The sequence below is a fragment of the Sinorhizobium psoraleae genome (assembly GCF_013283645.1).
GTDB lineage: Bacteria > Pseudomonadota > Alphaproteobacteria > Rhizobiales > Rhizobiaceae > Sinorhizobium > Sinorhizobium psoraleae.
This window is the reverse complement of sequence record NZ_JABEKV010000004.1, coordinates 795374-814951: the sequence shown is the minus strand read 5'-3', so window position 1 is coordinate 814951 and position 19578 is coordinate 795374. Positions and strand designations below refer to the sequence as shown.

Sequence of the window (19578 nt, the reverse complement as noted above, 5' to 3'; positions counted from 1 at the left end):
ATCGGGCGGTCCGGCGTTTACTCCAGTCGAAATTCAACCTTGGATTGAGGAGGGGGTAGCAGTTGCAGCGTTTGCGAAATATTACACTAGACAAAGCATGCCCCCCTTACCATGCTTGTTGCAGGACAAGATTCGGTGTTGCGGCATGACTGATCAACAGGCTGTCCTCGATCTACTGGACATCGTGGAGTACGGGGGCTGCGCCGAACCGGAGCAATTCTTTGCGTTGATGCGCCGGACCTTCAAGATCGCGCATCTGTTATACCTTGAAGCGGAGCCGCTTGCCGACGGCCTGAAGGTCTGCCGACTGCACCACACCTTCGGCGCCTATGCCGCTGAGATCTATCTCTCGAAGGGCCTCTACCGGATCGACCCAATCCTGCGGCTTGCGCTTGGCGGCGTAAGACCTGTCGAATGGACGACCGCGCGGCGGCGCTTTCCCGAATGCGAACCGCTCTTTCACGCAGCCGAGGAAATCGGCCTTTCGACCGAGGGCGTCGCGCTGCCGCTGCCGTCACCCGCAGGACGCATGGCGCTCCTCGCAATTAACGCCAATATGTCGCCGGCGGAATGGTCCGCCTACCGGCGTTGCCATTTGCGCGACTTCCAGTTGGCCGCCAACCTCTTCCATGCGTCGATGCTGGAACATGCCGCCATGGCAGGCGCAATCGATGAGCGCGACATGCGCCTGACAGGCCGCGAGACCGAAGTGCTGACCTGGTCGGCTGCCGGCAAGAGTTACTGGGAAATCGCCACGATCCTCGGCATTTCCGAGCGCACAGTCCGCTTCTTCATGACCAATGCGCGCCGCAAATTGAACGTCGTCTCCAATACACAGGCCGTGGCGCAGGCGGTTCGCCACGCTCTGATCCCCACGATCTGACGGGTTCGGTCACACGGTTACCCGTCAGACCTCGGACCAAACCCCCGCAAATTTAGTGGGAAAAAATCCGCATTTAAACTGTCACTATAGACAGTTACATGTGTCACTTGAGCCTGACAGCATCTGCCCATCGCGCAAAAACGATGGAGCGAAAGATGATCAGGATTCTGAACGGCAACGCTCGCGGACAGCACCCGCGGGCCATCGACGAAATGTTCCGGCTGCGCAAGCGCGTGTTCCATGACTTCCTCAAATGGGACGTGAAGACCGACGGCGAGTGGGAAATCGACCACTACGACAAGGCGAACCCTCTCTATGTAATGTCGTACTCACCGGAAACCGGAAAATTGCGCGGATCGCTGCGGCTGCTGCCGACGCTTGGGCCGAATATGCTGGATGATACATTCCCGATCCTGCTCGGCGACAATCCCGAAATCCGCAGCGCCTCCGTCTGGGAATCGAGCCGCTTCTGCATCGATCCGGATATCTCGCAGGACCGCTCGTCGAACCAGGTGACGGTCGCCGCCGCAGAACTCATGTGCGGCGTCGGCGAACTCGGTCTTGCCTCCGGCATCAGCCACATCGTCACGGTCACCGATGTCTTCCTGGAAAGGATGTTCCGGCGCATGGGGTGCCCGGGAGAACGCATTGCCGAGCCGCACCGGATCGGCTCCGTCTATGCCGTGGCCGTGGCGTGGGAAGTGACGCGGGAACTGCTCGATACCATGAAGCATGTCGCCGCGATCGACGGAACCGTGCTTGAGCGCCCGATGTCGCTCGAAACCGCACGGGCCGCCTGACGAACTTACGGCGCCGCGCGTCGTATCAGACGCGCAAGAATATGTCGTAGTACTTTGAATTGCTGCATGTTTTCGTCCTTAGGTCGGCTACGATCTAAGGACACATGCAGTAGCCGGGCCGCTCCGCGGTCCGGACCTCTTCTCTTTTGCTGCAGTTGTCATTAACGCAGACTCCGCCTTGACGTTGCACTGTCACGGCAGCCCTTTATGATAGGGAAAACGGAGTTTCCGACGTCCTTGAAAAGGATCGCGCCGGATTGCAGAAAGAGACGAGAGCCAGTGTCCCGGAGTGTCGTGTCCCGGAACTTCAAACGCATGGCGGTGCTCCTGCTCCCGGCGCTGCTGGCGATGGCTGACGGCGCGTCGGCCTCGCCCGTTTGTGAACGCCTGAACGCACGACTGATCGATCTTTCGACAATCGTTACCCCGAGAGCCAACCTGCGCGATTTCACCGGCGCCGTCTCCCGCCAGAACATCGAGCTCCGTCGGGCAAAAAATGAGCGCCGTCGCATGGAGTGCAACACCGGCAGTGTCGTCGTGATCGGGGGCGACAATGACGAGGCATGCGCCGCGCTCGATGAGACGATCGCCCGCATGGAGGATAATCTTCAAAGGCTCAAGGCGCACCGCCGCTCGCTGATATCGGGCGACACGGGCGACGCGCGCCGGCGCATTCTCGCAGCGCTGGAGTTGAACGGTTGCCAGGATGAGGCGGGCGCGGAGCCGGTCGAAGGGCAGGACGAATTCGCCAGCGCCGACACCGATCTCCCCCGCAACATCCTCCGGGATCTCCCACCTGACAGTGAAGATTACCCGCTGCTGAACGACGATGCCGGAATGCAGGATTTTCCGTTGCTCAGCGAAGAGCCGGCCGGCAGTCTCAGGACCATGTGCGTGAGGACCTGCGACGGTGCCTTTTTCCCGATCTCTTCAAATGCAACGCCGGCAGATTTTGCGCGCGATGCCGAACTTTGCCAGGCACGCTGCCCCGGTGCGGAGACGGAACTCTACTACCACGCCCTCGCGACGGAAGAGAGTGACCAGATGGTCTCGGCCTCGACCGGCAGGCCGTATACCGAGTTGCCGACCGCATTTGCCTATCGCGCGCGTGACGTCGGTGCACCGGGGCTCTGTGGCTGCCAGATCCCGAAAGGTCCGGCTACGGATCTCGGCACGATGGGCAGCGAACCGTCAGTCATCACCATCAACAGCGACCGGAAGCCGGCCGCGGGTTCGGCGCAAGCCAAGCCCGTGCAGGAGCGGCCCTACGATCCGAAGAACAGCAAGGTCCGTGTCGTAGGCCCGGCGTTCCTGCCGCAGGAGGAAAGCGCTATCGATCTCAAGAACCCGCTCGGTCCGGGTTACCAGCCGGTCCAGGGCAATTGAATCGCTCTGCCGCAGATCCAGTGTTCGAGCGCCCGCCGACACCGCATTGCCTACTCCCACAACGGTGCAGGTATCGCGTTTATCCCGTTGAAACAAAGCGCGTTTTCATCCTTGGATGCCCCACCCTTCCTCGAAGACCAAATCCTCGAGCGGCAGGCGCTGACGCCATCCTTTTACCGCGAGTTCCGGCTGCTGATAGAGCCGATCAACGAATCCAAGACAAAGCCAGGCGACGATTTCGATATGCTCGGGTATGCCGAGAATCGCCTTGATCTCCCGCTCGTGGAAGATGCTGACCCAACCGACGCCGACACCTTCCGCACGTGCGGCGAGCCAGAGGTTCTGGACCGCACAGACGGTCGAATAGACGTCCATCTGCGAATTGTGCGTTCGTCCAAGCACGACCGCTCCACCGCGTGTGCGATCGCAGGTGACGCAGATGCTGAGTGGCGCCTTGCGAATACCTTCGAGTTTCAGCGAGCGGTATTTCGTCTGCGCCTCGCCGGAGAACATAAGGGCTGCTTCCTCATTGGCGCGCTCGAAGGCCTTCCAGACCCTCTCGCGCGTCTCCTCCTGACGGACGAGCACGAAGTTCCATGGCTGCATGAAGCCGACCGAAGGCGCGCTGTGGGCGGCACCAAGCAGTCGGGCAATGAGTTCGTCGGGCAGCGGATCGGGAAGGAACTCGTCCCGCACGTCGCGGCGTGTTTCGATGGCGCGATAGACGGCGGCACGCTCGTCCGGCGAAAAGGCTCCGGCCGCCGCAAGACAGCCAATCGGGTCAGGTCGCATCGTTCGATCCCCAACAATGCACAACCTCCCGCCGTCCGCGCGGGGCCGGTCTATCTTGCCAGGCCGGTCTTCTGACTTTGGATCATCCAGCCGCGCCGCCTTCCCAAATCGCTTCAAGATTCAGTGGCAAAGCCCTGCAACAAAACAGAACCTTATTTTGGCGTGACCGTCCCCATCACAGCGTTGGGCACGTTCCGGACTTGCACCGGCTTCCCGATTCTCCCGCCGCAGCGGGCACCTGGCGGCCGTATATGGACACAGCCGCCGGCGAAAGGCAAGACGAGCGAACGCCTCGCCTGTGCGACGCCTTCGCCTGGCAAACGCAGAGCGGCATGGTGATCAGAGCGGCGCCGACGGATGCGGCGAGCCGTCATAGGCGCCCCAGATCGATTGGTCGAAGCAGATCACCGAACCGGTCATGAGGCCCGATTCCGCCGAGGAGAGATAGGCGCAGGCGCGCGCGACCTCGGCCGGATCGACAAGCCTGCCGAAAGGCTGGTTCGCCGCCGCCTTCTCCAGCCAGTCCGCCGGTGCGTCATGATATTCGCGCTGGATGCGATCCTCCCCCTCCGACGCCATCCACCCAATGTTGAGCCCGTTGACGCGAATGCGGTTGCGGAGAACCGCATAAGCCGTGTTCTTGGTCAGCGTCTCCAGGGCGCCTTTCGACGCGCAATAGGCGGCGATGAAGGGCTGGCCCGCCTTGGCCGACATCGAGCCGATATTGACGATGGTGCCCTCGATCTTCTCGCGCCGCATCATCTTCACGGTTTCCTGCATCAGGAAGAAGGGCGCGCGCACATTGATCGCGAACATGCGGTCGAAGAGTTCCGGCGTCGTGTCGAGTATCGTGCCGCGATCGGTGATCGCGGCGGCGTTCACCAGTGCGTCCACACGGCCGAACTCCCGGTCGCAAGTGGCGACCACCTGGCGGGCATCCTCCACCCGCTCGAGATCGGCCGGGACATAGACCACCTTGGTACCGGTCGCCTTGCTGATTTCGGTCGCTTTCGCCTCGCCTTTCGCGGCATTGCGCCCGCAGATGACGATACCGGTCGCGCCCCGTTCGGCAAAGAGCGCGGCAATCGTCGCGCCGAGCCCTTGCGTGCCACCGGTAACGATGGCGATCTTGCCATCGAGACGACCATAATCCGTGCTCATGAAATCCTCCTTGGATAGATTGCAGTTTCAGGCTCCACCCGCAGCGGCCGAAGCCTTAACTCTCGGGCCTTCCTCAGCTTTTTTTCTTCGCTGTCTGCGCGGCGAGTGCCTCCACGAAGGTCCCGGTGTCCCAACCCGCCGCGAGAGCTTCATGCATCAGCTGTGCCTGCGTCTTCGGTGCCAGGCCGCCGAGCGGTGGGTCGCGATCGAGATTGGTCGGGAACGAGTAACCCTCGGCGCAGGAGGCAATCGCATTGGCGATCTCGGCGACTGAGAGCTTCCCGTCGGCGGCGAGCGCCTTCAGGGCGGGATAGAGCACGCCGCACATTCGCTCGCGGTCGACTGTTTCCATTGCGCGTCCGAAGGCGGAGGAGACCTGAAGGAGATTTGCTACACGCTTGATGTCGGCCGAGCGGTTGGTGCCGGCGGCATGGAAGAGCGCCGGGTTGAAGAACACCGCATCGCCCTTCTCAAGCGGAAGCTGGACGTGGTTCTCGTCGAAGTAGGCTTTGAATTCCGGTCGCTTGAGCGCGAGATAGCCGGGCACATAGGTCTGGCTGTAGGGCAGGAACAAGGTTGGCCCGCTTTCGAGCGGCATGTCGCAATGGGCAACGGCGCCTTGCAGCGTCAGCACCGGTGAGAGCTTGTGCACGTGCGCGGGATATCGCTCGATGACCGCCGACGTCTGGAAGCCGAGATGATAGTCGCGATGCGCCGATTGCGCGGCCCCGCCCGGATTGACGCGGTTCACCTGCGCCGTCATCTGGTAGTTCGGCCCGAGCCAGGCCTCGCTGGCGAGGGCGATGACCGCGTTGCCGTAGTAGGCCGCGAAGTTTTCGGGAGAGCGCAGGCAATGCTTCTCCAGCGAATTCCAGATCCGGTCGTTGGCGCCCGGTTTGGCGAAATGGTCTCCACCGCCGCTGTTGGTGCGGTGTTGCTCCTCGATGATGTCGTCGAAGATGCGGCTTGCCTCATCTATGACGCTCGTATCAGCGAAGGCGAGCTTGAACACGGCAACGCCCGGTCCTTCTGCAAGGGCCTCGCAAATCTCCGCCAGGGCCGCGCGCCGGCCATCGTCCGTCGCGCAAGCGGCAATAAGGCTGGCGCTGTCGTAGATAAGGATGTTCTTCTGGCAATCGGCCGCATGCGGATAGTCGGCCGGGTTGGTGCGGCGCTCGACCTCGACGCGAAACGCCTCGATACCGCAGGAATCCTCCGTCAGCCATACGTGTTCGACGCGCCTCCTCGCCGTGTTGTCGGTCTTCATCGGGCATTCTCCTCACAAACCACTTTACCGACTATACGTATCGCCCAATTCCGAGATAGAGCAGGAATCCATCAAAAAACCATCAGGAGGCCCTGGCGTGGCGCACCCGTTTCTCGTCAAGGATATCGCATTCCAGGCAGGGGTGAGCACCGCCACGGTCGACCGGGTGCTCAATGATCGGGCGGGCGTTCGCCCGCAGACGATAGCCCGCGTCAAGGCGGCGATCCGCGATCTTGAGAAACAGGCCGGCATGGAACTCCAGGGGCGGAAATACGCAATCGACGTGGTCATGGAAGCGCCGGAGCGCTTTACCGAGGCGGTGCGACGCGCTTTCGAGAGCGAAGCGACGACCTTCATGCCGACGATCTTCCGCTGCCGTTTTCATTTCGCGGAAACGATGCGGTCGCAGGAGATCGCGCAATTGCTCGACCGAATCCGCCTGCGCGGCACCGATGGCATCGTCCTCAAGGCACCGGATGTGCCGGAGGTGACCGCTGCCGTGGCACGGCTCGAAAGCGCAAGGATTGCGGTGGTGACGCTCGTCACAGATCTGCCCCACTCCGCCAGAACGGCCTATGCCGGTGCCGACAACCGCGCGGCCGGCGAGACCGCCGCCTATCTGATCGGCGAGCGCTTTGCCCATCAGGCGGCGACCGTATTGGTCACGATCTCGAGCAACCGTTTCCGCGGGGAGGAAGAACGGGAGATTGGTTTCCGCCGGATATTGCGCGCACGCTACCCTTCGATCGGCATCGTCGAGATCAGCGAGGGTTACGGCAAGAACGAGGAAACCGGCGCCCTCGCCCTTGAGGCGCTAACGTGCCATCCCGAGATCAACGCCGCCTATTCGATCAGTGGAAACCGGGCCGTGCTCGCCGCTTTCCGTCGGCTCGACCGCACTTGCTCAATCTTCATTGCTCATGACCTCGATCAGGATAATCTGGAACTCCTGAGGGACGGACGCGTGCATTTCGTCCTGCATCACGACCTGAGGACGGACGCGCGAACGGCATTTCGCGCCATCATGGGGAGAGGAGCGACCCCCGCCGCCTCCGGAAGCCAACGCCTTTCCGCGGTCGAGGTGATCACCCCTTACAATCTGCCGCTTGCCTGAGGCGGCGTCCATGCTGCGGGGGAGTCACTCGGGCTGATATCGCACGAACGCGAATGCCTCGCCCGACGGCGACCAGTTCGGAACGTTCATCGTCCCCTGCCCGCCGAAGAGCTCGAACAGAACGCGCGCATTGCCGCCTTCCGGGTCCATCAGGCGCAGCCTGACGTCAAGGTCGCGCGGGTGATCGAAGACATCGCCGTCGTAGGAAAGCACCAGAAGATGCCGGCCATCAGGCGAAGGATGAGGGAACCAGTCGCCATAAGGGCTGTCGGTGATGCGTTGCACGTCGCTGCCATCAGGGCGAATGCGCCAGATCTGCATGCGACCGGTGCGGCTCGAATTGAAATAGATCCAGCGCCCGTCCGGCGACCAGTCCGGTCCGTCATTGCGGCCCTCGCCCATCGTCAGTCGACGCTCGTCGCCGCCTTCGACCGGGATCGTGTAGATGTCGAAGACCTGGTCACGGATGCCGCAATAGGCAAGTGTCCGCCCGTCCGGCGACCAGCCGTGCCAGTAGGACGGCAGGTTCGGCGTCACCAAGCGGGGCGAACCGCCCTCGATCGGCAGGACGTAGATCGCCGACTTGCCGAATTCGGTCTTGTCGCTGATGACGAGTGTTTGCCCGTCCGGGGAAATACCATGGTCGTTGTTGCACTCCCGGGCAAAGCCGGTGTCGATCTCAACCGGTTCGGAACCATCGAGCGCAAGACGATAAAGCCGGCCATCGCCGTTGATGATGAGATAGCGTCCATCCGCCGACCAATTCGGCGCCTCGACCAGCCGCTCGGTCTGCCAGACGACGCGCGTCTCGCCGCTGCCGATGTCGAAGATCTCCACCGAGCTGCGCATCACTACCCCCTGTCACGGAAGCGATTGGTAATCGGGTAGCGCCGGTCGCGACCGAAGTTCTTCTTGGTGATCTTCACGCCCGGAGCCGACTGTCGGCGCTTGTATTCGGCAATGTAAAGCAGGTGTTCGATGCGATGGACCGTCGGCTCGTCATGCCCGCGGGCGACGATTTCCTCGGTGCTCATCTCCTTCTCCACGAGGCATTCGAGGATGTCGTCGAGCACCGGATAGGGAGGCAGCGAATCCTGGTCGGTCTGGTTCGGCCGAAGTTCGGCGGATGGGGCCTTGTCGATGATGTTCTGCGGGATGACTTCACCCGAAGGCCCGAGCGCGCCCGGCGGCACCGCACTGTTGCGCCAGCGCGAAAGGGCATAGACCTGCATCTTGTAGAGATCCTTGATCGGGTTGAAGCCGCCGTTCATGTCGCCATAGAGCGTGGCGTAGCCGACCGACATCTCGGACTTGTTGCCGGTCGTGACCACCATCGAACCGAACTTGTTGGAGATCGCCATCAGGATCGTCCCGCGCGTGCGGCTCTGGAGGTTCTCCTCCGTGATCCCGGATTCGGTGCCCTCGAATGCATCCGAGAGCGCGCTGAGGAAGCCCTCGACCGGCTCCTCGATGGCAACGATATCGTAGCGGCAGCCGAGCGCCTTGGCGCAGGCCTCGGCGTCCTTCAGCGATTCTTGCGACGTATATCGGTAAGGCAGCATCACCGTGCGCACACGCTCCTCGCCAAGTGCATCAACCGCTAGCGCCGTGCAGATCGCCGAATCGATGCCGCCCGAAAGGCCGAGCACGACATTCTTGAAGCCGTTCTTGTTGACGTAGTCCCTGAGGCCCAGCATGCAGGCGCGGTAATCCGCCTCTTCGCTTTCCGGGATGCGCGAATTGAGCCCGTTGGACGAAGCCCATCCGTCTTCGCCTCGCCTCCATTCCGAGACCGCGACCGCTTCCTCGAACTGGCTCATCTGGAAGGCCAGCGACTTGTCCGCATTGAAGGCGAAGCTCGCACCGTCGAAGATGAGCTCGTCCTGTCCGCCGAGCTGGTTGGCATAGATCATCGGCAGGCCGGTCTCGATGACCTGTTTCAGGACAACCTGATGGCGGACATCGACCTTGCCGCGATAATAGGGCGAACCGTTCGGGGAAAGCAGGATTTCGGCGCCGCTTTCCTTGAGGGTCTCGCAGACGCCGAGATCGCCCCAGATATCCTCGCAGATCGGTATGCCGATGCGCACGCCGCGGAAGTTGACGGGACCGGGCATTCCTCCGGCGTCGAACACGCGCTTTTCGTCGAACTCCCCGTAATTCGGCAGATCCACCTTGTCGCGGATCGCGATGATCTTGCCTCCATCCAGGACGGCGATCGAATTATGGCGGAGCGCTCCGGCCTGACGGGGGAAGCCGATGACGACGCCCGGCCCGCCATCAGCCGTTTCAGCGGCGAACTTCTCGACAGCCTGCAAGCAGGCCTTCAGAAACGCAGGTTTCAGCACGAGATCCTCGGGCGGGTAGCCAGAGATGAAGAGTTCGGTGAACACCAGCAAATCGGCATCCTGGCGCGCCGCATCCGCGCGCGCCTCGCGTGCCTTCGCCAGATTGCCGGCGATGTCGCCGACCGTTGGATTGAGCTGGGCCACGGCGATCCGTAGCGTCGAGGGAACGGCATTCTGTGCAGTCATGAGCGGGCCTGTCGGTCTTTTCTCAGCGAATACTTTCTGACGTACGGCATGTTCTATCGCATACCGCGACAAAAAACCCACAGCCAATCGCAATCAACTTAAAAATTCCGAAAAATTCTGCGTTTCCCGCCCCTTACGCGGGGAGACGACGATCTTTTGCCGCGCGCGGAACTTGCAACCAACCAAGCTGGTTTACCCATTCATCCCCCGTTCAAGATGACAGTCGTATGACAGTTGGACGAAAGATTTATGAAATTGGAGAAGCTCTTGGCCAGTATCGATTCCGCCGCCGCGAGACGCTCCCAGGCCTATGTCGATAGGTCTGGCTCCTCCGTCAGAAGCGCCAAGACACTGGCCGGCACGCGCAGCGCGTTCCTCTCTCTTTTCATTGCTGCAGCGCTTGTGTTCGCGATCGAGCTGATCGTACGCCAATCCATTGCCGATACCGTCGCCTATTTCATCGATCCCATGCGTCCGGCCTGGACGACGGTTGCGGCATTCTTCCTCGTTCTGCTCGCAATCGATGCGCTGTTCGGCCGCGAGCACAAGGCGGGCCTGTTGGTCGTGCCGCTCGCCGTTCTTCCGGCCTTTGTCTGCCAACAGAAGCAAGTCTTCCTCTCCGATCCGCTTTATCCGACCGATTTTCTCTTCGGCCGGCAAATCATGGAGCTGATGCCGGTTCTCGTTAAAGACCGGCCGTGGACCGCCTTTGGCGTCGTCCTGGGGCTGATCGCCATGGTCGCCGTTATCGGCCTGCTCCTGCGCTATGCGTGGCGGAACTTCCCCAAGCTGACGCGCAAGGAGCGTATCGTTCGCGCCGCCTTCGCCCTGCCCCTGCTCATCGCCTTCTGGCAGATCATGGATTACAACCAATTCTCGTGGATCCGCGACCGGCTGAGGGTCATTCCCATCATGTGGGACCAGACCGAGAACTATCGCCACAACGGCTTTGCGCTTGCCTTCGCGATCAACCTGCCGATGGCCAATGTCAACGCGCCTGCGGGCTATATGGCCGATGCGATCGACCGCATTCCGGTCAAGCCGACGCCTGCCGGAACGACGCATCGCGGAAAGCCGGACGTGATCGTGCTCATGAGCGAATCCTTCTGGGATCCGACCCGTCTTCCAAATGTGAAGCTTTCGCCCGACCCGATGCCGACGGTCCGCGAGATGCAGGTGGGCAACGTCTTCTCGCCGGAGTTCGGCGGCATGACCGCCAATGTCGAATTCGAGGCGCTGACCGGGTTTTCGAATGCGTTCCTGCCCTATGGCAGCATTCCCTACCAGCAATATATCCGCAACCCGATCCCCTCGCTGGCGACCTTCTTCCGCAGCGAAGGCTATGTCTCGCGCGCCATCCACCCCTTCCAGGGCTGGTTCTGGAACCGCACCGCCGTCTACAAGGCCTTTGGCTTCGACACGTTCCGGTCGGAAGAGAACCTGCCGGTGATGCAGAAGCGCGGCATCTTTGCTTCGGATGAAGCGCTGACGAAGGAAATCATGCGCCAGGCGGATGCCATGGAGGACCCCTTCTTCTTCTTTACGGTGACACTGCAGGGCCACGGCCCCTATGAGCCGAACCGCTATGCGAAGAACACGATCAAGGTCGAAGGCAATCTCCCCGAAAGTGACCGCCAGGTGCTCGCTACCTATGCGCAGGGCATCAAGGAAGCGGACGACAGCCTGAAAATGCTGATGGACTGGGCGAAGAACCGCGACCGCGAGACGATCATCGTGCTCTTCGGCGATCATCTGCCGCCGCTCAACACCGTCTACACCAATACCGGTTACATGAACGACGTGACGGCGTCGCGCAAGGGTACGAAGGAGCAGATGAAGGCGCAGCATGAAACGCCGCTCGTCGTCTGGTCGAACAAGACCGGCCCGAAGAAGAACATCGGAACGATCAGCCCGGCCTTCCTTTCCTATCAGATCCTCAAGCAGGCCGGCTACGAGCACCCCTATTACACCGGCTTCCTCGGTAAGGTTTACGATCAGTACCGCATCCTCGACCGCTATATGGTGGTTCGCAAGAACGGCAAGGACATTGCCGAGTGGTCGCGGCAGCCGAAGATACCCGCGTCCTTGCGCGATTACCGCTTCCTCCAGCACGACATGATGTTCGGCAAGCGGTACAGCACCGAACGCTTCTTCAAGTCCCACGCCGAACTCTTCCCCGTGGGCTCCTGAGATCTCGACGGCCGAGGCGCAATCTCCCTCGGCCGCTGACGAAGCCTCTCACGCTTTCGCCGGTCGCCATTCTCGCGACCGAGGTCGAATTGGTCGTGCTTCACCACAAGTCAATGACGTGCTGCTTCGCGAGATCGCCGCACCGCGTTTCGACCTTGCCAAACTCAGTCACAGGATAGCGCAGTCCAAGCGTTGCCGTTCGCAGCGGAAATGGACCGACAACTAGCGTTCCTCTGCGGAGCGGCCTGTCCGCGGCGCATCGCATCAACATGCATTATCTCTAATTCAACGTAAAATTTAAACTTTCCGTGAACCATCGGAGAGGTGTACAACTTATGGGAGTTAAGTTAACGTTTGACGCGCAACCTGAAAATGCAGGGAGATTGAAGGTACGCAACTGGGGAGATGCTGCTGGTATGTCGGTTCTCAAGCGTCTACTCGGCCGCCGTGAGGGCGCTGCCGCGATAGAATTTGCGGTGATAGCACCGCTCTTTTTCATGTGTGTGCTGACCCTGATTGCCTACGGGATCTATCTGAGCGCAGCGCATTCGATTCAGCAGATCGCCGCGGATGCCGCGCGCACGGCGATCGCCGGCCTCTCGGAGGAGGAACGGGAACAGCTCGCGATCGATTACATCCGCACGACAACGATGAACCAGACGTTCATCAAGTCCTCGCAGATGAACGTGACGGTCCGCGACGACCAAAACAACGCCAACCAATTCACCGTCACGATCAAATACGACGCGAGCGACCTCCCCATCTGGAGTCTTTTCACCTTTGCGCTGCCGGGCGAGCAGATCGAGCGTTACGCGACAATACGCGTGGGAGGCATCTGAAATGCCGATCAGGACAGCGCAGATGCGCCACTTCATGAAAGCCAGAGACGCTAACGTCGGTATTTCGGCCGCTTTGGTGATGCCGCTCGTCATCACGTCCATGGCACTTGGCGTCGATTACGGTTATCTCACGCTGCAAAAGCAGGACATGCAATCCGTGGCCGACCTCGCGGCAATCGCCGCCGCCGCCAATGTCGGTTCGGCGGATGACGCCGTGCTGGCCCACTTCAAGAACAACGGCCTCGACTACGCCGTATCGACATCCGCGGGCCTGATGACGGTCGACGGCAAGGTGCTGCCGAACGACGTCGAGACTGCGGCCAAGGGCGTGGCGACCATCGTACGCGGCCGGTATGTCCCCGATCCCGCAATCGCTGCGGCCCAACGCTTCATGAAGGACGCGGTCCCCGCCGACGCGGTCCAGGTCACTCTCGAAAAGAAGGGAGACCTCTACCTCGCCGCGATGTTCAGCGGCCCGCCGGATCTGAGCGTCACGGGTACCGCTGCCAGCTCCAAGGTCGCGGCCTTTTCCGTGGGGTCCCGACTTGCCAGCCTCAATGGCGGCTTGCTGAACGCCGTTCTCGGACAGATGCTTGGCACCACCGTCTCGCTCAAGGTGATGGACTACGAAGCGCTGATCGATGCCGATATCGATGTCCAGCCTTTCCTGAAGATAATCGCCACCCGCCTGAACCTGACCGCTGCATCCTACGAGGACGTGCTGACGGCCGATTTGACGATGCCGCAGTTGCTCGCGTCGATGAGACTTGTGCAGGGTCTGTCCGGCACCGTTACCTCCGCTCTGAAAGCGATCGAACTCGCCGCCGCCGACAACAATCAGACCTTCACGCTGGCCCAGGTCCTCAATATCGACCCGAAGAAGAGCCTGAGCGTCGATGCCGGATCGGATTGGGCGATGAAGGTCAGCGCCTTGCAGCTCGTTTCCGCGGCCGCAGCGATCGCCAATGGCGACCGACAGGTTGCCCTGGATGCCGTTGCCGGTCTTCCGGGTATCGCGTCGGCGAAGGTCAAGCTCGCGATCGGCGAACCGCCGGTGGAAACCCCGAGCCACCGCCTGGGCGCCCCCGGAGCCGCCGTGCGCACGGCACAGACGCGCCTTGCCGTCGAGATCGGGGTCGATGGTCTCGCAGCCCTCGCCGGAATCCGCATCCGGCTGCCGATCTATGTGGAGCTTGCCCATGCGGAAGCGAAGCTGTCGGACATTCGCTGTTACGGCCGAACGCCGGAGAACGCGGCTGTTGTCGTCGATGCAGTGCCCGGCATCGCCGAAATCGCCATCGGCGACGTCGACCCCACTGTCCTCGCGAGCTTCTCTTCCGATGCGAGGGTGACGCCTGCGCGTCTCGTGGATGCGACCGTCCTCAAGATTGACGCCATCGCCCATGTCGAATCCAAGAACCTTCAGGCGTCGCGCCTGAGCTTCAGCCCGAACGAAGTCGTGTCGCGGACGATCAAGAGCGTATCGACGAAGGATATTCTCACCTCGACCACCAAAACCCTGCTCAACAACCTGAACGCCGAGATCCATGTGGGGCCTCTGTCGCTGGCAACGCCGGCATTGCTGCAGCAGGCACTGGCGCAGACGCTGGGCTCCGTCACTGCACCCGTCGACGAGCTGCTTTACAACCTGCTGCTATTGGTCGGCGTCCGTGTCGGCGAGGCCGATGTGCGCGTCACCGGCGTCAAGTGCCAGCGACCGGTTCTGGTCCAATGACAGGCATTGGCAGCGACTGGCCGCGATGACATGGCCGGCGTGAACGTGATGCGTGTTCAGCCAGTCGATCGGCAAACTGCCGCCACTGCGGGCGTGGCGTGCGGAAATTTCGTCTGAACAAAACAACGGACTTGCACGTTCGGCGCAAGGTAGGAATGCTAGTGAACGACCAGAGCGAGCTGTGTGTTGCCCCGGAACACGCGTCGATTGCCATGTTCCGATGCAGCGCCCTTGGGGACATGCGTGCAGATGCAGCAGGTTGCGGGGAAGGAAAGCGTCGAGCAAAAGAGCCCACCCGGTTTCACGGTGGAGGCATTGCTGCAGAACCCGGAATTTCGGTCGGTCCTGCAGGTCGGTGCACGCAACCTGATAGCGGTGAATGACCTCTTCCCCCGCGTCGCACGCATGGTGGCGGCCCACCAGAAGTGGATGCTGACCCACGCGGCCTATGCGCTCCACCTCGAACGCGACCGCAACAATCCCGACTCTGGCGTCACGGCGGCACGCTTGCTGAAGCTGATGCGCGATACCGGCGGTGCGAGCCGCAACACCGCGACAGCCTTTCTTGCCGAATTGGTCGCCTATAAAATGCTCCGCCCGACCAACGGCGGGCGGACGAGGAGGACGCGCCCGCTTGAGCCGACGGAAATCAGCCAGCATGCGATGCAGCTCTGGTTCAAGAGCCAGATGACGACGCTCGACCTGCTGGACGGCGGAACCAGGGTGGAACGCATAGAGGCCGATATGGCCATTTTTGAACGTGCTCAGCCGCTTGCGGCCCGGCGCCTCCTCGCTGACAGGAAATGGACGCAGCCTCCACAAGGGGTTGCCGTCTTCGTCTGGTCGGAGTCTGGCGGCATACTGCTCGATGACCTGATGGCGCGCCCGTCAAGCCTTGTTCCGGTCGACGGAAAAGTTTGGATCAACGTCAATCTGGCGACGCTCGCCGAGCATTACCTGATATCGAACACCCATGTCCGCCGGCTGTTTTCAAACGCAGAAAAGTCCGGCTTCATCGGCAGGCCTGATGACGGCACGCGGGGCCGGTTCTGGCTGAGTGAACAGTTGATCGACGAGTATGTCTTCTGGCAGGCCGTCAAGTTCGAAGCGTTGGCGAGCGCTTTCGAGCGGGCGGCCACGGAACCGGCTCCATAGGCTGGTCCCGTCAACCGCGCCCTTGGGCAAACTGCGGCAAGCGGTCGTCGATTTCGTAATAATCGCCCTTGTCCGCGCAGTAGATATGATAGCCGGGTTCGAGCCGCGTCGGCGTCTCGAATGTGCCTGCAAGGATCGACGTATAGTCGAGTCCATCGGCTTTCCAGAAAAGCGCCGATCCGCAGGACCGGCAAAAGCCGCGCTGCGCTTCCGGGCTCGAACGATACCAGGTGACATTGTCCGCCCCTTCGACATCGATGTCGCTGTTCTGCACATTCGTGGCGGCGTAATAGAGACCTGTCTGTTTCCTGCACTGCGAGCAATGGCAGAAGATGATCTCTCTGAGCTTCCCGCGCGTCTTGAACCGCACAGCGCCGCAAAGGCAGCCGCCTTCATGAGTCTCCATTCTGTCCCCCATCCCCATTTCCAAGTCGAAAAAAAGCCGGGCCAGCTTTATCGGCTGGCCCGGCTCTGTCAAATTCAGATGACGCGCTGGTCGTTCAGAAATTTTGAACCACAGCGCCGTGCGTCTTTTCAGACGCGCCAAGGTCGCAGTGGCACTTTGATCTCTGCATGTTCCTGTCCTTAAATCCACTCGATTTAAGGACACATGCCGTAGCACTACACTCTTCCGGTCAGCCGTTGACGACCATCTTCTTCTCGTCGCGGCCACCCTTCATGCGCTCGGCGAGCAGGAAGGCAAGTTCGAGAGCCTGATCCGCATTCAGGCGCGGATCGCAATGGGTGTGGTAGCGGTCGGCAAGATCGTCGCCGGAAAGCGCACGAGCGCCGCCGGTGCATTCGGTGACGTCGTTGCCGGTCATCTCGATGTGGATGCCGCCCGGATGCGTGCCTTCCGCACGGTGAATCTGGAAGAAGCTTTCGACTTCCGACAGGATCCGCTCGAAGGGCCGGGTCTTGTAGTTGTTGAGCGTGATCGTGTTGCCGTGCATCGGATCGCAGGACCACACGACCTTCTTGCCCTCGCGCTCGACGGCGCGGATGAGGCGCGGCAGATGCTCGGCCACCTTGTCGTGACCGAAACGGCAGATCAGGGTCAAGCGGCCTGCCTCGTTTGCCGGATTGAGCAGGTCGATCAGTTCCAGCAGGCCGTCGGCGGTCAGCGACGGGCCGCACTTGAGGCCGAGCGGGTTCTTGATGCCACGGCAGTATTCGACATGGGCATGGTCGGCCTGACGGGTGCGGTCGCCGATCCAGATCATGTGGCCGGAGGTCGCATACCAGTCGCCGGAGGTCGAGTCGACGCGGGTAAGCGCCTGCTCGTAGCCAAGCAGCAGCGCCTCGTGGCTGGTGAAGAAATCGGTCTCGCGCAGGCTCGGATGGTTTTCCGAGGTGATGCCGATCGCCTTCATGAAATCCATCGTCTCGGAGATCCGGTCGGCGAGCTTGCGGTAACGCTCTGCCTGCGGGCTGTCCTTGACGAAGCCCAGCATCCATTGATGCACGTTTTCGAGATTGGCGTAGCCGCCCATTGCGAAGGCGCGCAGCAGGTTCAGCGTCGCGGCGGACTGCCGGTAAGCCATGATCTGCCGCTCCGGATTGGGCACGCGGGCCTCTTCCGTGAACTCGATGCCGTTGATGATGTCGCCGCGGTAGCTCGGCAGCGTCACGTCACCCTGCTTCTCGACGCCCGAGGAGCGCGGCTTGGCGAACTGGCCGGCGATGCGGCCGACCTTGACGACCGGCTGCTGTGCGCCGAAGGTCAGAACGACGGCCATCTGCAGGAAGGCGCGGAAGAAGTCGCGGATGGTGTCTGCGCCGTGCTCGGCGAAGCTTTCCGCGCAGTCGCCGCCCTGCAGCAGGAAACCGCGGCCCTCGGCAACATTGGCAAGAGCAGTCTTCAGACGCCGCGCCTCGCCGGCAAAGACCAGCGGCGGATATTTCGCCAGGCGTGCTTCCACTGCCTCGAGCGCTGCGAGTTCCGGATAATCCGGCACCTGCTGAATGGGTTTCTGCCGCCAGCTGTTCGGAGTCCAAGTCTGTGCCATTTCCATCACCTGTTGTCTGACGCGGGGGCCCGCGCACGTAGCGCCGGCGGCATTCAAACCGCCCGGTATTCGGATTTCGATGATCCAAGCCGTCGCGCCCGCCCCGAGCCGATGACTTCGCGGATGCGGCTTATAAACGTTAACATGGGGCTTGAAAAGCCATTCTACCAGAAAACATCGGCGGCCGCTTTGCCGCCTTCAAGCGGCTCAAGCGACCCTTTCGCCCTTTCTGACCCGGTAGGATGGCTGATACATGGTCACCAGTTCTTCGGACGCCGTCGGGTGGACGGCCATCGTGCGGTCGAAGTCGTCCTTGGTGCACCCGGCCTTCAGCGAAATTCCGAGCAGTTGCGCCATTTCGCCTGCATCGTGCCCGAGGATATGCGCGCCCACCACCTTGCGGTCGGCCGCATTGACCACAAGCTTCATGATCATCTTTTCCTTGCGCCCCGAAAGCGTGGCTTTCATCGGGCGGAACTCGGCGCGGTAGACTTCGAGCTCATCGAATTTCCGCGCGGCATCTTCTTCCGTCATGCCGACCGTGCCGATCTCCGGCTGCGAGAAGACGGCCGTCGCGATGAGGTCGTGATCAGGCGAGGTCGGGTTGTTCTTGTATTCCGTTTCGATGAAGCACATCGCCTCATGGATCGCCACAGGCGTCAGTTGTACGCGGTCGGTCACATCGCCGAGCGCGTAGATACCCGGTGCGCTCGTGCGCGAGAAGGCATCGACGATGATTGCGCCGCGTTCATTGACCTTGACGCCCGCATTCTCGAGACCAAGCCTCGCAGTGTTCGGCACGCGGCCGAGCGCGAGCATCACCTGGTCGACGACAAGCTCGCCGTGCTTCATCGTCTCAGCGACGCGTCGGCCTTGCGCGTCGGTCGATACCGACTGGATGATATCCTCGCAAAGGATGCGAATGCCCTTCTCTTCCATCGCCGCATGCAAGCCGCGCCGCAAGTCCTGATCGAAGCGCGAGAGAATTTCCTTGCCGCGATAGATCAGCGTCGTCTCAACGCCCAGTCCGTGGAAGATGTTGGCGAACTCGATAGCTATATAGCCGCCGCCGGCAATCAGGATCGATTTCGGCAGTTCGGCGAGATCGAAAGCCTCGTTGGAGCTGATGCAGAGCTCGTGCCCCGGAAGCGCTTCGTGCGGGCTCGGATGGCCGCCGGCGGCAATCACGATTCGCTCGGCCGTCACCGTCTTGCCGCTCGCCATGAGCCGCACCGCGTTGGGTCCCGCGAGTTCGGCGCGGGTATCAAGCATTTCGGCGCCGGCATTGGCGAGCCCCTTGCGGTAGAGGCCCTCCAGACGAGTGATTTCCTGCTCCTTGGCGGCAACCAGCTTCGCCCAGTCGAAGCGGCTTTCGCCAACGGTCCAGCCGAAGCCCGCCGCATCCTCGAAATGTTCCGAATATTGCGAAGCGTAGACATAAAGCTTCTTCGGTACGCAACCGCGGATCACGCAAGTGCCGCCGTAACGGAACTCCTCCGCGATCGCCACCTTCTTGCCGAGCGCCGCTGCCAGCCGCCCGCTTCTGACGCCACCCGAACCACCGCCGATCACGAAGAGGTCATAGTCGAAAGCGGTCATGGCGAGCTCCTGGTGTGAAAATCGTATCAGTCGAAAATGTCGGATCGGAGGATGGAAGGCACGAACCCCGCCTCACCCTTCGCCATTGATATAGTCTTGCGGCGCAAAAAAAGA

At 61.5% G+C, this 19578-nt stretch carries 16 protein-coding genes and 1 riboswitch; of the genes, 8 read left to right on the top strand and 8 right to left on the bottom strand.

Annotated elements, in window-relative coordinates; translation table 11 throughout:
• Nucleotides 1–145: 145 nt before the first annotated feature.
• The 3 genes from ILFOPFJJ_RS24930 to ILFOPFJJ_RS24920 all read left to right on the top strand — a co-directional run bounded on the left by ILFOPFJJ_RS24930 (nt 146) and on the right by ILFOPFJJ_RS24920 (nt 3069).
• The gene (locus tag ILFOPFJJ_RS24930) at nt 146–883 is read left to right on the top strand and encodes a LuxR C-terminal-related transcriptional regulator (protein WP_173513205.1); all 738 of its coding nucleotides are present in this window, start codon (nt 146–148) and stop codon (nt 881–883) included.
• Nucleotides 884–1038: 155 nt separating this feature from the next.
• The gene (locus tag ILFOPFJJ_RS24925; RefSeq protein WP_173513204.1) at nt 1039–1683 is read left to right on the top strand and encodes an acyl-homoserine-lactone synthase; all 645 of its coding nucleotides are present in this window, start codon (nt 1039–1041) and stop codon (nt 1681–1683) included.
• Nucleotides 1684–1998: 315 nt separating this feature from the next.
• Nucleotides 1999–3069, top strand: a complete 1071-nt coding sequence (locus ILFOPFJJ_RS24920; protein WP_246299754.1) for a DUF2865 domain-containing protein — start codon at nt 1999–2001, stop codon at nt 3067–3069.
• Nucleotides 3070–3174: 105 nt separating this feature from the next.
• Here the strand turns inward: ILFOPFJJ_RS24920 and bluB are convergent, their stop codons facing one another.
• The 3 genes from bluB to ILFOPFJJ_RS24905 all read right to left on the bottom strand — a co-directional run bounded on the left by bluB (nt 3175) and on the right by ILFOPFJJ_RS24905 (nt 6289).
• The gene (gene bluB / locus ILFOPFJJ_RS24915; RefSeq protein WP_173513202.1) at nt 3175–3861 is read right to left on the bottom strand and encodes a 5,6-dimethylbenzimidazole synthase; all 687 of its coding nucleotides are present in this window, start codon (nt 3859–3861) and stop codon (nt 3175–3177) included.
• A 44-nt stretch (nt 3862–3905) separates the two neighbouring features.
• Nucleotides 3906–4118: riboswitch (cobalamin riboswitch) on the bottom strand.
• Nucleotides 4119–4200: 82 nt separating this feature from the next.
• Nucleotides 4201–5022 carry an SDR family oxidoreductase gene (locus ILFOPFJJ_RS24910; RefSeq protein WP_173513201.1) on the bottom strand — a complete coding sequence of 274 codons (822 nt, stop codon included), beginning with the start codon at nt 5020–5022 and terminating at the stop codon, nt 4201–4203.
• 73 nt (nt 5023–5095) lie between these two features.
• Nucleotides 5096–6289 (bottom strand): phytanoyl-CoA dioxygenase family protein, encoded by a 1194-nt coding sequence (locus tag ILFOPFJJ_RS24905; RefSeq protein WP_173513200.1) that lies wholly within the window; start codon nt 6287–6289, stop codon nt 5096–5098.
• A gap of 97 nt (nt 6290–6386) precedes the next feature.
• Here ILFOPFJJ_RS24905 and ILFOPFJJ_RS24900 point away from each other — a divergent pair, with 97 nt between their 5' ends.
• Nucleotides 6387–7403, top strand: a complete 1017-nt coding sequence (locus ILFOPFJJ_RS24900) for a LacI family DNA-binding transcriptional regulator (protein WP_173513199.1) — start codon at nt 6387–6389, stop codon at nt 7401–7403.
• A gap of 24 nt (nt 7404–7427) precedes the next feature.
• Here ILFOPFJJ_RS24900 and ILFOPFJJ_RS24895 read toward each other — a convergent pair whose 3' ends face one another.
• A complete protein-coding gene (locus ILFOPFJJ_RS24895) occupies nt 7428–8252 on the bottom strand; it encodes a TolB family protein (protein ID WP_173513198.1) in 825 nt (274 codons plus the stop codon).
• Between the two features lie 2 nt (nt 8253–8254).
• A complete protein-coding gene (locus tag ILFOPFJJ_RS24890) occupies nt 8255–9937 on the bottom strand; it encodes an NAD+ synthase (protein ID WP_173513197.1) in 1683 nt (560 codons plus the stop codon).
• 267 nt (nt 9938–10204) lie between these two features.
• Between ILFOPFJJ_RS24890 and ILFOPFJJ_RS24885 the strand changes: the two genes are divergently transcribed.
• The 4 genes from ILFOPFJJ_RS24885 to ILFOPFJJ_RS24870 all read left to right on the top strand — a co-directional run bounded on the left by ILFOPFJJ_RS24885 (nt 10205) and on the right by ILFOPFJJ_RS24870 (nt 15856).
• Nucleotides 10205–12127: an LTA synthase family protein gene (locus tag ILFOPFJJ_RS24885; RefSeq protein WP_173513196.1), complete on the top strand. Its 1923-nt coding sequence runs from the start codon at nt 10205–10207 to the stop codon at nt 12125–12127.
• A gap of 416 nt (nt 12128–12543) precedes the next feature.
• Nucleotides 12544–12966, top strand: coding sequence for a TadE/TadG family type IV pilus assembly protein (locus tag ILFOPFJJ_RS24880; protein ID WP_173513195.1), 423 nt, complete (start codon nt 12544–12546; stop codon nt 12964–12966).
• A gap of 1 nt (nt 12967) precedes the next feature.
• Nucleotides 12968–14701, top strand: a complete 1734-nt coding sequence (locus tag ILFOPFJJ_RS24875; protein ID WP_246299753.1) for a TadG family pilus assembly protein — start codon at nt 12968–12970, stop codon at nt 14699–14701.
• 249 nt (nt 14702–14950) lie between these two features.
• A complete protein-coding gene (locus ILFOPFJJ_RS24870; RefSeq protein ID WP_173513194.1) occupies nt 14951–15856 on the top strand; it encodes a hypothetical protein in 906 nt (301 codons plus the stop codon).
• Nucleotides 15857–15866: 10 nt separating this feature from the next.
• On the opposite strand, the gene ILFOPFJJ_RS24865 is transcribed toward ILFOPFJJ_RS24870, so the two are convergent.
• The 3 genes from ILFOPFJJ_RS24865 to gor form a co-directional block, all read right to left on the bottom strand.
• Nucleotides 15867–16262 (bottom strand): GFA family protein, encoded by a 396-nt coding sequence (locus tag ILFOPFJJ_RS24865; RefSeq protein WP_173513193.1) that lies wholly within the window; start codon nt 16260–16262, stop codon nt 15867–15869.
• Nucleotides 16263–16491: 229 nt separating this feature from the next.
• On the bottom strand, nt 16492–17865 hold the full coding sequence (locus ILFOPFJJ_RS24860; protein WP_173513192.1) for a class II 3-deoxy-7-phosphoheptulonate synthase: 1374 nt from the start codon (nt 17863–17865) through the stop codon (nt 16492–16494).
• A gap of 207 nt (nt 17866–18072) precedes the next feature.
• Nucleotides 18073–19464: a glutathione-disulfide reductase gene (gene gor / locus ILFOPFJJ_RS24855; protein WP_173513191.1), complete on the bottom strand. Its 1392-nt coding sequence runs from the start codon at nt 19462–19464 to the stop codon at nt 18073–18075.
• Nucleotides 19465–19578 lie beyond the last annotated feature (114 nt).

What these genes read in the sequence shown, in the direction of transcription:
- ILFOPFJJ_RS24920 (WP_246299754.1), top strand. Translation starts at nt 1,999, where the DNA reads ATGGCGGTGCTCCTGCTCCCGGCGCTGCTGGCGATGGCTGACGGCGCG.
- ILFOPFJJ_RS24865 (WP_173513193.1), bottom strand. Translation starts at nt 16,262, where the DNA reads ATGGAGACTCATGAAGGCGGCTGCCTTTGCGGCGCTGTGCGGTTCAAG.
- ILFOPFJJ_RS24875 (WP_246299753.1), top strand. Translation starts at nt 12,968, where the DNA reads ATGCCGATCAGGACAGCGCAGATGCGCCACTTCATGAAAGCCAGAGAC.
- ILFOPFJJ_RS24860 (WP_173513192.1), bottom strand. Translation starts at nt 17,865, where the DNA reads ATGGCACAGACTTGGACTCCGAACAGCTGGCGGCAGAAACCCATTCAG.
- bluB (WP_173513202.1), bottom strand. Translation starts at nt 3,861, where the DNA reads ATGCGACCTGACCCGATTGGCTGTCTTGCGGCGGCCGGAGCCTTTTCG.
- ILFOPFJJ_RS24880 (WP_173513195.1), top strand. Translation starts at nt 12,544, where the DNA reads ATGTCGGTTCTCAAGCGTCTACTCGGCCGCCGTGAGGGCGCTGCCGCG.
- ILFOPFJJ_RS24925 (WP_173513204.1), top strand. Translation starts at nt 1,039, where the DNA reads ATGATCAGGATTCTGAACGGCAACGCTCGCGGACAGCACCCGCGGGCC.
- gor (WP_173513191.1), bottom strand. Translation starts at nt 19,464, where the DNA reads ATGACCGCTTTCGACTATGACCTCTTCGTGATCGGCGGTGGTTCGGGT.
- ILFOPFJJ_RS24910 (WP_173513201.1), bottom strand. Translation starts at nt 5,022, where the DNA reads ATGAGCACGGATTATGGTCGTCTCGATGGCAAGATCGCCATCGTTACC.
- ILFOPFJJ_RS24905 (WP_173513200.1), bottom strand. Translation starts at nt 6,289, where the DNA reads ATGAAGACCGACAACACGGCGAGGAGGCGCGTCGAACACGTATGGCTG.
- ILFOPFJJ_RS24870 (WP_173513194.1), top strand. Translation starts at nt 14,951, where the DNA reads ATGCAGCAGGTTGCGGGGAAGGAAAGCGTCGAGCAAAAGAGCCCACCC.
- ILFOPFJJ_RS24890 (WP_173513197.1), bottom strand. Translation starts at nt 9,937, where the DNA reads ATGACTGCACAGAATGCCGTTCCCTCGACGCTACGGATCGCCGTGGCC.
- ILFOPFJJ_RS24895 (WP_173513198.1), bottom strand. Translation starts at nt 8,252, where the DNA reads ATGCGCAGCTCGGTGGAGATCTTCGACATCGGCAGCGGCGAGACGCGC.
- ILFOPFJJ_RS24930 (WP_173513205.1), top strand. Translation starts at nt 146, where the DNA reads ATGACTGATCAACAGGCTGTCCTCGATCTACTGGACATCGTGGAGTAC.